At 37.3% G+C, this 11,428-nt stretch carries 12 protein-coding genes; 10 read left to right on the top strand and 2 right to left on the bottom strand.

Annotated features, from left to right (window positions below; translation table 11 throughout):
• The first annotated feature begins 122 nt into the window (after window positions 1-122).
• The 10 genes from ACCQ42_RS03795 to fni all read left to right on the top strand — a co-directional run bounded on the left by ACCQ42_RS03795 (window position 123) and on the right by fni (window position 8,451).
• Window positions 123-1,097: a metal ABC transporter solute-binding protein, Zn/Mn family gene (locus ACCQ42_RS03795; RefSeq protein ID WP_410035436.1), complete on the top strand. Its 975-nt coding sequence runs from the start codon at window positions 123-125 to the stop codon at window positions 1,095-1,097.
• Window positions 1,094-1,801 (top strand): metal ABC transporter ATP-binding protein, encoded by a 708-nt coding sequence (locus tag ACCQ42_RS03790; RefSeq protein ID WP_106461596.1) that lies wholly within the window; start codon window positions 1,094-1,096, stop codon window positions 1,799-1,801. Before ACCQ42_RS03795 ends, ACCQ42_RS03790 begins: the two co-directional genes overlap by 4 nt.
• Before the next feature lies 1 nt (window position 1,802).
• Window positions 1,803-2,645 (top strand): metal ABC transporter permease, encoded by an 843-nt coding sequence (locus tag ACCQ42_RS03785; protein WP_410035435.1) that lies wholly within the window; start codon window positions 1,803-1,805, stop codon window positions 2,643-2,645.
• Complete coding sequence (locus tag ACCQ42_RS03780; RefSeq protein ID WP_410035434.1) at window positions 2,645-3,553, top strand: metal ABC transporter permease; 909 nt, start codon at window positions 2,645-2,647, stop codon at window positions 3,551-3,553. The genes ACCQ42_RS03785 and ACCQ42_RS03780 overlap by 1 nt, the downstream gene beginning before the upstream one ends.
• On the top strand, window positions 3,486-4,148 hold the full coding sequence (locus ACCQ42_RS03775) for a metal-dependent transcriptional regulator (RefSeq protein WP_311531139.1): 663 nt from the start codon (window positions 3,486-3,488) through the stop codon (window positions 4,146-4,148). The genes ACCQ42_RS03780 and ACCQ42_RS03775 overlap by 68 nt, the downstream gene beginning before the upstream one ends.
• Entirely contained in the window at window positions 4,135-5,061 is a 927-nt protein-coding gene (mnmL, locus tag ACCQ42_RS03770) for a tRNA modification radical SAM protein MnmL/YtqA (RefSeq protein ID WP_410035433.1), read from the top strand. Before ACCQ42_RS03775 ends, mnmL begins: the two co-directional genes overlap by 14 nt.
• Window positions 5,046-5,651, top strand: a complete 606-nt coding sequence (locus tag ACCQ42_RS03765; protein WP_265214165.1) for an isochorismatase family protein — start codon at window positions 5,046-5,048, stop codon at window positions 5,649-5,651. Before mnmL ends, ACCQ42_RS03765 begins: the two co-directional genes overlap by 16 nt.
• A gap of 6 nt (window positions 5,652-5,657) precedes the next feature.
• Window positions 5,658-5,999, top strand: coding sequence for a zinc ribbon domain-containing protein YjdM (locus ACCQ42_RS03760; RefSeq protein WP_106461606.1), 342 nt, complete (start codon window positions 5,658-5,660; stop codon window positions 5,997-5,999).
• Window positions 6,000-6,109: 110 nt separating this feature from the next.
• Window positions 6,110-7,435 carry an LCP family protein gene (locus ACCQ42_RS03755; protein ID WP_410035432.1) on the top strand — a complete coding sequence of 442 codons (1,326 nt, stop codon included), beginning with the start codon at window positions 6,110-6,112 and terminating at the stop codon, window positions 7,433-7,435.
• 2 nt (window positions 7,436-7,437) lie between these two features.
• Window positions 7,438-8,451 carry a type 2 isopentenyl-diphosphate Delta-isomerase gene (gene fni / locus ACCQ42_RS03750; RefSeq protein ID WP_410035431.1) on the top strand — a complete coding sequence of 338 codons (1,014 nt, stop codon included), beginning with the start codon at window positions 7,438-7,440 and terminating at the stop codon, window positions 8,449-8,451.
• A 54-nt stretch (window positions 8,452-8,505) separates the two neighbouring features.
• On the opposite strand, the gene ACCQ42_RS03745 is transcribed toward fni, so the two are convergent.
• Together ACCQ42_RS03745 and ACCQ42_RS03740 are read right to left on the bottom strand one after the other, a co-directional pair.
• Window positions 8,506-10,500, bottom strand: a complete 1,995-nt coding sequence (locus ACCQ42_RS03745) for a DUF2971 domain-containing protein (protein WP_410035430.1) — start codon at window positions 10,498-10,500, stop codon at window positions 8,506-8,508.
• A gap of 47 nt (window positions 10,501-10,547) precedes the next feature.
• Window positions 10,548-11,399: a hypothetical protein gene (locus ACCQ42_RS03740; RefSeq protein ID WP_410035429.1), complete on the bottom strand. Its 852-nt coding sequence runs from the start codon at window positions 11,397-11,399 to the stop codon at window positions 10,548-10,550.
• Window positions 11,400-11,428 lie beyond the last annotated feature (29 nt).

Here is an 11,428-nt window from a genome sequence, read left to right as displayed (position 1 = left end):
GGCTAGATCTTAGCCCCTATTCGATTGCTTGAATATGTTTTTAGGTATACCTAAAAATATATTTTGACAAAATAAATAAAGATGTTATAATAAACTTAAGAAAAATTTTAAAAGGAGTTATTATGACAAGGAAAATATTATTTAGCCTCTTAGCCTTACTAGTATTTGCAGGCTGCGGAGCTAAAACAAATAATACTGACAAAAGTTCAGAGACAAAAGAAGAAGTAAAGAGCGAAGAGAGTTCAGATCCTTCAAAGAAAAACATCACAGCTACAACCACCTTTATAGCCGATATGGTAAAGGAACTAATAGGTGATAGGGCTAATCTTTCAATGATTATCCCAGCTGGCGAAGACCCACACCTTTATGTGGCAAAGCCTGAAGATTATAATAAGATAAAGGATGCCGACCTAGTTTTATACCATGGACTTCACTTTGAAGGCAAGATGGTAGATGCCCTAGAAGCAAGTGGCTATGCAGTAACAGAGACCTTCCCTAAGGATAAGATTGGTCAAATGGACCAAGATGGGGAGACTATAGTAGACCCACACTTCTGGTTTGATATAGACCTATACAAGGAGGCCTTCACTAATACAGCTAACAAGTTAAAAGAGCTTTATAAAGATGATGAGGAAGTGATTAAAGAAATTGACAAAAACCACGACAGGTATATAAAAGAGCTCGATGATCTTGATGAATATAACAAAAAAGAGCTTGCAAAAATCCCAGAAGAGTCAAGATATTTAATCACCCCACATGATGCCTTCAATTATTTCTCAAGAAGATATAAGATTGAAGTATTAGCCCCACAAGGAGTTTCAACAGATTCTGAAGTATCAAATAAGGACCTTGAAGATACTGCAAGCTTTATAGCAGACCACAAGATTAAGGCAATCTTTGCAGAATCAACAACAAATCCAGAAAGAATGGAAAAATTAAGAGATGTTGTAAAATCTAAAGGTTTTGAAACAGAGGTAGTATCAGGCGAGGGTCAAGAGCTATATTCAGACTCCCTATCCAAAGAAGGCGGGGAAGCTGACACCTTTATAAAAATGTACAAACACAATGTAGACTTAATAGTAGGTAAGCTTAAATGAGACCTGCAATTGAAGTAAAGAACCTTTCCGTCTCTTACGAAAAAAACCAGGTACTTTCTAAGATAGACCTCACTATCCCCCTAAATTCAAGAACAGCCATAGTAGGAGCAAATGGAGCGGGCAAGTCCACCCTACTTAAGGCTGTTCTTGGCCTAATTAAAAAAGACTCGGGCGAGGTCAAGATTTTAGGCAAAGACCTTAAGGATGCCAAGCTTGACCTAGCCTATGTTCCCCAAAAAGATTCGGTCAATTGGAACTTCCCTATAAGGGTCTATGATGTTGTAAAGATGGGAAGATTCCCTTATTTGGGTTCCTTTAAGAAATTAAGAGCTATAGATAAGGAGAAAATCGACCATGCCATGGAAGAAATGGGCATAGCTGACTTAAAGGATAGGCAAATATCAAAGCTTTCTGGCGGTCAAAAGCAGAGGGTCTTTCTAGCAAGGGCCCTTGCCCAAGATGTGGACCTATACATCCTGGATGAGCCGCTCACAGGAGTTGATATCAAGACAGAAGAGATAATAGCCAAGGAATTTAAAAACCTCCAGGCCAAGGGCAAGACAATTATATCAGTCCACCACAATATCTACAGCCTAAATAGGTATTTTGACCACCTTCTAGTTTTAAATGGAGGAGTCCAATATTCAGGTCCTCTTAATGTGGATGGCATTGATAGTCAGATAGATAAGGGATTTAGGGGCTAATATGGATGTATTATTTTCATACTCATTTAAAATCATAGCCATAGGGACAATTCTCCTTGCTAGTCTTGCAAGCCTTGTGGGAATTATAAATGTCTACAAGGACCAATCCCTAATCGGCGATGCCATGGGCCATTCGACCTATGCAGGCCTTGTTTTAGCCTTCATCCTAACAGGTATGAAGTCTAGTTGGGTGCTATTGATTGGGGCCTGCCTTTCAGCAGCCCTTTCCTATTTTTTGATAGAATATTCAAGTAAGAATACCAAAATAGGACCAGATGCAAATATGGCCATATACTTATCTGGATTTTTTGGCCTGGGACTTGTTTTTAAGTCTTATATTCAGGGTAATCCTGCCTTTGCATCATCTAGGCAAGCTGGCCTTGATAATTATATCTTCGGTCAAGCTGCCTATCTTTTGGAAGATGACATCTGGCTAATAGGAGGAGTCCTTCTTATTGCCCTGATAATTTTTGCCATAAATTACAGGAACATCAAGGCCTATCTCTTTGATCCTGAATTTGCTTATATGGTTAATATAAATACCAAAATCCTGGATATCTTGGTATTATTTATCACAATCCTAACCATAGGTGTAGGTATAAAAGCTGTTGGAGTTATCCTAATAGCATCCTTTATGGTTCTACCGACACTCGCAGCTAGTAAGCTTTCACACTCCTTTGGCAGGGTTTTGGTCATATCCATTGTAATTTCAGCCCTTTCAGCCTTTATAGGTTCTTATATTTCGACAATCTTTAAAGGATTTTCGACAGGACCTACGATAATAATTATCCAGGCAAGCTTTGCCATCCTTGCCCAAATCATAAAAATTCTAAGGAGGAAGTAATGACAGATGCACTCATAGTTTTAATACTCACATCCATATCATGTTCGCTGCTTGGAATATTTTTGGTTTTAAGAAAACTATCCATGATGACAGATGCCATCAGCCACTCAGTCCTACTCGGCATAGTTTTGGCCTTTTTCCTAGTTAGGGATTTGGATAGTCCACTTCTAATAATCGGGGCAAGCCTTATGGGCCTAGTGACTGTGTTTTTGATAGAATCTATTGGCAAGCTCAAACTTGCCAAGCTTGATGATGCCACAGCCATAGTCTACCCGCTTTTATTTTCTATAGCGGTGATTTTAATTAGCAAATTTTTTAGAAATGTTCATTTGGACACAGACATTGTCATGATGGGCGAGGTCATCTTTTCATCCATGATAAGGACGCAAATTTTTGGGATAGAGATGTCAAAATCAATCCTTGAAGCGGCCTTAAGCCTAATATGCGTGATAGCTTTCATCGGCATATTTTATAGGAAATTAAAGATAGGAAGTTTTGATGAAGAATTTGCATCCCTTGTTGGAATTTCAACAGGTCTTATCTTTTATAGCCTGATGACAATTACATCCTTTGTGGCAGTTACATCCTTTAACAATGTCGGGGCAATAATTGTAATTTCATTTTTCATAGGGCCGGCTGCAATTGCTCTTTTATTTGCTAGAAGCCTTAGGGAAGCTTTCTTGTTAGCGACTCTTGCTTCAATTATAAATCCAAGCATAGGTTTTTATCTTGCCATTAATTTTAATGTATCCATAACAGGTATGATTGCAACAATCAATATGGCAAGCTATTTAGCTTTAATCATGATAAAGAAGTATATTTTAGATAGGAGTAGAAATTATGGAAAAAATCAATCCTCAAAGAGAGGACTATCTAACAATAATATACAAATTGATGCAGGAAAATGATAAAATTACCAACAAGGATATTTCTCAAGCTCTTGACATAAGCCCACCATCAGTCACAGAGATGCTCAAGAAACTCAAGGCTGAGGGCCTTATAAAGGATGATAAGACAAATTTTCTGACAGATAAGGGAGTAAGCCTAGCAAGGCTATTAATATCTAAGCATAGACTTTGGGAATATTTTCTCCAGGAGACCTTGGATTATTCATGGAAAGACGTCCACGAAATAGCAAATAAGCTCCAATCAGCCACACCCGATGACCTTTTAGATAAGCTAAACGACTTTTTAGGCCACCCTAAATATTGTCCCCACGGATCAGTTATCTATATAAATAACGAAGGCACGGGTCGTGACCTAGTGAGGATGAGCGAGTCTAAGGCAGGAGCGACCTACACCATAAGAAGGATAAGGGATGAGCGTAGTCTTTTAAATTATGCAGAGTCCATGGGGATCGATATAGGTGATAGGGTAAAAATTGTAAAATTTGACCCCTTTGATATGACTGCCATCATCGAAAAAGATGGCATAGAGAAGAGGATTTCGCCAAAGGCCTGCGTAGATATATATTTGCTAGAGGAAGATGATGGAGATAAATAAAAAACGCTTCAGGGATTTTGATTCCTATATGAAGCTTAAATTTAATAAAAAGATTATAAAGCTCCCACTTGACGGGGGCTTTACTTGTCCAAATAGGGATGGGAGATTATCAAGTGATGGCTGTATATTTTGCTCAGAATCTGGGTCGGGAGAGTGGACTTATGGGAAAAAATCCCTACATAATCAAATAGTCTACCAGAAAGCTCGCTTGTCAAAAGCAGGTAGGGATGAGGCTTATCTTGCTTATTTTCAAAATTTTACAAACACCTACGGCCCCATTGACAAATTAAGAAAAATCTACTATGGTGTACTTGAAGAAGAAAATATTATAGGTCTTGCCATTGCAACCAGGGCGGATTGTTTAAATGACGAGGTTCTTGACCTTTTGGAAGAGTTATCCAAGAAGACCTTTCTTATAGTAGAGCTAGGCATGCAAAGTGTAAATGATAGGACCCTTAAGCTTATAAATAGGGGCTATGATCATGGTGATTTTGACTCTGGAATTCGTAAATTACATACCAGGAAAATTAAGACCTTGGTCCATTTGATAATAGGACTTCCTTATGAAAATATTGATGATTACAAAAAAGCCATCAACTATATAAATGAGATTAGGCCCTGGGGAATCAAAATCCACAACCTCTATATAGAAAAGGATACAAGGCTTGAAAAATTCTATAGGGACAATGACCTTTCTTATGACATGACAGAGGATTTTTATGTAGATACTATAGTAGAAATTCTCACTCATTTGGATAAGGATATAGTAATTAATAGGCTAACAGGAGATGGGCTGAGGGATGCTATAGCCTATCCTTCCCGGGCTAAGAACAAGGGCAAGATTCTAACAAAAATTGACAAGATGCTAAAGGAAAAAGACCTAAGACAGGGGGATTTATGGAAAGAAAATTAGACAGCAAATTTTATACAAATAGCCTAGCTAGTGACGGCCTTTACACAGATAGGAGTAAAACCCTACTTTTGGTTGTAGACATCCAACCAAAGCTAATGACAAGTGTAGAAGAAGGCGAGAGGGTGACAAAAAATACAGTCGGCTTAATAAAGGCCTTCAAGGCCTATGACCTTCCTATCATAGCCACAGAACAATATCCAAAGGGCCTTGGCAGGTCAGATGAGAGAATACTTGCTGAGCTTTGCGATGAGAAAATATTCCCAAAGACAAGTTTTAATGCCCTAATTCCAGAAGTTTTGGACTTCATTAAGGACAATGATATTAAAAATGTTGTAGTAACAGGAGCTGAAGGCCACATCTGCATCTACCAAACTATAAGAAGCCTTCTAGATTTAGGTCTAAATGTTTTTTATGTAGATGATGCCATTGGATCATTTACCAATGAGCTTAAAGATGGTGCTAAGGCTTCCCTAAGAGACATGGGAGCAGTCCTTGTAAATACTGAGCTAATCTTATTTGACCTAGCCATTGATAGCAAGGATTCTAATTTCAAATTAATTTCAAATTTAGTAAAAGAATTAAGAAAGTAGGAAAAAATGACAAATTTACCAAAATGTCCAGCCTGTGGTGAAGATTTCACCTACCAAGATGGCCATATGTATGTTTGCCCGATATGTTTTCACGAGTGGTCAGATGAAGAGCCAGTCGTAGAAGAAGAGAAAAAACTAAGAGATGCTGTAGGAAATATTATAGAAAATGGTGCTAAGGCCACAATTATCAAAGACCTTAAGATGGGCTCTGAAGTTGTAAAACAAGGAAGCAAGGTCACAAATGTAAGGATTTTAGATGAAGAAGTAAATGGCCACGACCTAGATGGCAAGGTAGAAGGCTTTGGAAGTCTTTATCTTAAATCATCTGTAATAAAAATTGTAAAATAAAAGATTCCCCAAGTTGATCTAAAAATAACTTGGGGAATCTTTTTTATAATTTCTGTATCAGGCCTAGAACTTAGGGTATAATGACCTAAGATTACAAGTAAAGGAAAATTATGAAAATAAAAAAGATTTTGGCAATCGTCTTTGTCTTTGCCCTTTCTTTTATAGGCAGCAAATTTGCCTTTGATTTCTTAAACCAAAGGACAGATCCAACCTATGCGGGCAGTGGCTTTGAAGATAATGCCGTAAAGAAAAGTGACAATGAATATTTAATTTTGATGGTCGGTGTAGACCAGGCAGCAGGTGAGGAAAATAACGAAGACTTTACCAGAACAGATACCATAATGCTCCTTAAGGCCAACACCAAGGATGGAACAATTAAGCTTTTATCAGTGCCAAGAGATTCTAGGGTTAAGATTAGAACAAGCTTTGATAAGGTAAATCACGCCCATGCCTTTGGCGGTATAGAGCTAACCATCCAGACTCTAAGGAACTTCTTAGGTCTTGACATAGATTATTATGTTCAAATAAATTACAAGGCCCTAGTAGACATAGTAGATGCTATAGGTGGAGTAGATTACCAAGTGCCAGAAGGTGTTGAAATAGATAAGTGGGGCATTCATGTCAGACCTGGCATGAACCACTTCGATGGAACACAGACCATGTGGTACTTAAGAACCAGACACATCTATCTAACAGGAGATATAGGAAGGGTAGGTGCTCAACAAGACTTTGTAAAGGCCATGGTAGACCAAGCAGTCAAAAAATCTAAACAAATGAATTTGATGACAATAGCCTCAACCTACATCAAATATGTTAAAACCAACCTACCAATGTCAGTAATAGCTGACCTCTTATCAAATATAGATACTTTCTCATCAGATAAGGTAGAAACATTTACAGTTCCAGGCCATGAAGAGACTATAAATGCCACAAGCTACTATATACCAGATGTAGAAGGAACTTGGGCCATAAGGGATAAGGTCTTTGCTGACTTTAAGCTATCAAAATGGAAGGAAGAAGACTCAGGTTTTGTAACAAACGATGAAGAGGAAAGCAGCGAGGAAAGTACTCCAGATACTAAAACCTTCATACCAAACCTAGCCAAGCCACAACCAAGCAATGAGGCTCCAGTCTATAATCAAGCTCCTTCTTATAATAATAATTATAACTATAACAACAACACCTATAGGCAAAATAACACCAATAATAATTCAAATAATAACTACAATTATCAGAATTCTCATGAAGAAGAATATGAACAGACACCTAGCCACAATCAAAGCACAGAGCCTGTAGAAGAAGAAAGACCAACTCCTGCCAAACCAGAACCAAATCAAAGTCCGGCCAAGGAAGCTCCTTCAGGCAATGAATCAAACATAATAGAATATGAACCTATGCCAAGCATAGATGGAGAAGGTCAATCAGAAGGTGAGTAGAGATGACAAGTAAAAGAAGACAAAGAAAAGATGAACATATAGAAAATTATCTAAAGACAGAACCTATTAGGGGAACACTTTTAGATGATATTTATATAGAGCATAATTCCCTAGCAGAGCTAAGTCTAGACGAGATAGACACAAGCGTGACCTTCCTAGGCAAAAAGATATCCATGCCTGTCATGATAAATGCCATGACAGGGGGTGGAGAGGTAAGCTCTGATATAAATGAAGACCTATCATCAATCTGTGCCAGCTTAAACATACCAATGGCCCTAGGCAGCCAAGCCATTGGTCTTGAGGAAGAAGATTCGGTAGAATCTTTTAGCCTCATAAAGGATAAGGACCTTGTAAGGATAGGCAATCTAGGAGCTGAAAGAAGCCTAGATGATTTCAAAAACGCAGCAGGCATGATTGATGCCCACGCCATGCAAGTCCACCTAAACCTAGCCCAAGAGCTCTTCATGCCTGAAGGTGATAGGGACTTCAGGGGCTGGAAGGACAATATTAGAAATTTAAATGAAAATCTAGATATCCCAATAATTGTAAAGGAAACAGGCAATGGCCTTTCAAAAGCATCTGTTAAAACCCTCTTAGATATGGGAATTAAATATGTAGATATAGCCGGCTCTGGCGGCACAAATTTCATCGAAATCGAAGATATGAGAGATTTTGAGGAAGACTATAAAGAGTTTTACTCCTGGGGAGTGCCAACAGCCAAGGCAATAATCGATGCCAGAAACCTATCAGAAGATCTATTTATCATAGGCTCAGGCGGTATAAAAGATGCCCTAGATATGGCCAAGGCCCTAATAATAGGAGCTGATATGACGGCTATAAGCGGTGAAGCCCTAAGATACTTGACCCTTGGAGGCTACGATGCTTGCTATGATTATCTTCTAGAGCTTAGGGAAAGACTTGTAAAAGTCATGGCCCTTTTGGGAGTTAAATCTATAAAAGAACTTAAAAAGATCGATTATAAGGTCACAGGCAGACTTAAAGAATTATTAGATTAAAAAACTAGATGGCAGGAAAATTCTCCTTGTCATCTAGTTTTTATTTGTCTTATTTTATCTATATCTTATGTTTGAATTTACAGTTTCTATATCCTTGCCCAGGCAATATTTGATGTAAGGGACTAGGTAATCCTTGTCTATGGCCTTTGGTCCAAAGATTAGTCTTTGGTATTTAAGGTCGTAATCTTCTAGGTAGGTGCCTAAAAATGGCAGAGGAAAGGTCCTATTAGTGTATTTGATTTCCTTAAAATAACCCCTGTTTTGGTCCTGGTCTAGGTCTACAAGGATCCTATATTCGCTTTCGTAGGCGTAGTGGTCCTTTTTGAAATAATAGGAAATTTTATCAAGTTTTAAATAAATTTCGTTATTTATAGCCCTTAAAAGCTCAGACTTATTTTTTTCTCCAAGCTTGTAGGTCTCCTTAATCTTTTCTAGATAGAAATTATAATCCATTTTTAATTTATTAAGAAGTCCGTAGATTTCAGCACTTTGTGGGTCTTCCTTGCCATCGCCTATATAAAATACCTTAATAAGCTGGATTTTCTTATCATTTATGACTGACTTTACAAATTCTTTAGAAAATTCTAAAAAGACTCCTTTGGTATCATCAGCATATTGCTTCCACATTGGCAGGCTATCAGCGGCAGATGAGGCTGATAAGAGATAGATTTTATTATTTCCGTTATTATCCCTGGCTAGGTAGTCGCTATCTCCATCGTTTAAAAATTCAAATAGGGCCTTGCCTTCCATCGGGTCATTTAACATCCTAGCATTGGTAAGTCTTAGCCTATTTCTATATTTTTCATCGATTTCTTCTATGCTATCATCGATTAGAAATTGGAGATTGTCTAGGGAAGTGTAATGGCCTATGCGAAAATTTTTACTATCCTTTTTGAGATTTTCATAATCAGATGGCTCTATGGTTAGTTTTTCTATCAATTGATCTATATCATATACTATAGCTTCTTCAAATGCGGCTAATTTATCAGAACTAGACCCTATTTTATTGTAAAAGTCGTTGAGCTTTGAAAAAATATTTAGGCTGTCCCTAAATTCGATTTCTAGGCAAGAAAGATATTTCCTATAAAAACTTTGAGGCCTTTTGACCTTGTTTTGGCTTATATCTTTTAGCTGGTCGAGGGCTAGGGATACAAATTCATAGGTGTAGGTGTTTTCCTTATACCTGGCTATTTTTATTTTTTCGTTTACCTTGGCAAATATATCTATAAGCTTATAAGGCCCGTAAAAATCATTTAAGACATTAGCAATCTTTAGGAAGGATAGGCTAAAACCGTCAAATTCCCTAAGGAGGGAGTCCTTGATTAGGGTGTGGTAGCCCATATTCTTATTATCAAAATAGGAAGTGTCTTTGAGGATTAGGTCATTTAGGCCTTCAAGAACCTTTTTGGTCTTAGCCTTGCCCAGATTTTCTGTCAAGCTTATATAATAAGAAGGGTCTGCAAAGACTGAAATATAGCCGGTAAGATTATTATTTATTTTTATAATTTCCCTATAGTGGCCAAAGTCTTCCCTTAAGAGGTCAAAGGTCCTAGTTTTGATTGGATTTTCCTTGGATGTATCTATAAAGGAATCATCTTCCCTGTAGATTTTGATTTGACCAAGCTCTCTTATTTCCTTATTGTCATCCTTTGACTTGTATCTTACAAGAAATTTGGTTTGAAATTTAAAATCTATCCATGAAGAATTTTCTAGATAGATATTATCAAGGAAAGATGTTGGGATCTCGTCGATTTTTATTTCATAATCATAGGGGTAGAAAAAATATCCTATATCATCTATTATCTCTTCTTTTGAGCAGACTAGGTCGTGGTTATTTATAAAATCTACAAATTCATTGAGCTTAAAAATATAGGTCTGATCTATTTTTACAAAAAACTTATCCCTTATAAGCTTATCCGATAAAAGTAGGCGGATTAGGTTCTCATCATAGGCATATGTCTTGGCGTAGAGCTTTTCTTTTGAGATTTTACCAGACTTACTGTAGTCATTTTTTAATAAATTTATGAGACTTTTTTCTATTATTTCCATTTGCAGATACTCCTTTCTTCTATTATACTCCAAGAAAAAAGCCTGCCCTAAAGGTCAGACTCTTTGTAGATTTCTATGGATTGGACTATGCCATTTAGGGTCTCTAATTTTATCTTGTAGCCATCACTTGCCCCTAGGTAGTAGGCCTTCATTGTTTGATTTTGATTGTTTGAATCTTCTGTAAGTTCATCCTTAAACCTATTCTGAAGATCATAGATAGAATCTTCTAGCTTGATTCCTCTTACTTCAAAGTCTCTGTTGTTATTAATAACTGAGGCCTTAAGACTTTTAATTTCTTTATTTTCTATAGAATCCAGGTCCATATTAAAGTAGGCCTCCAGGAGGTAAAATTCCTTGTAGACTTCGTTATTTACCCCATCTGTAAACCAGGTAGGGTTTGGATGGTAGGAATCGCCTTCTCGTGAAATTGTGGCTATGATTTTGCCATTTTCATCCTTGGTTGAATAGGTGAAGCCATTTTGGGTGAAATTTTTTAGTTTTAGCGGGAATTGATAGAGCTTACCCTCTATTATGAAGGATGAGTCAGATTTAAACTTTGTAGACTGAGCGATTTCAGGCGATGTGGTCTTGTATGGACTTGCCACAGGGGCTAGGGCCTTTTCTAGGCTTATTAGGATGGGATAGGTAAAAATCAGCACAAGGTTAAGGACGATAAGCCCTAAAATTGGTGACCTAAAGTGCTTATCTACCCCATCTATAAGGCCAATAAGACTTCCTAATATACCAAGGCCTGCACAAATTACACTGGCCAGGGCAAGGGGCCTTTTAAAGCCTAAAATATCTATGTATGAATATCTATAGATAAAACAAATAGCTAAGATTAGGATGCCTAGGATGAATGTTCCTGTATAAATTTTAATATTATCAATCTTCTTCACTGTATTTTCTCCCTACTTTTAAACAAATC

Source organism: Anaerococcus kampingae (genome assembly GCF_046365475.1).
Taxonomy (GTDB): domain Bacteria; phylum Bacillota; class Clostridia; order Tissierellales; family Peptoniphilaceae; genus Anaerococcus; species Anaerococcus kampingae.
This window is presented reverse-complemented; position numbering and strand designations above follow the sequence as displayed.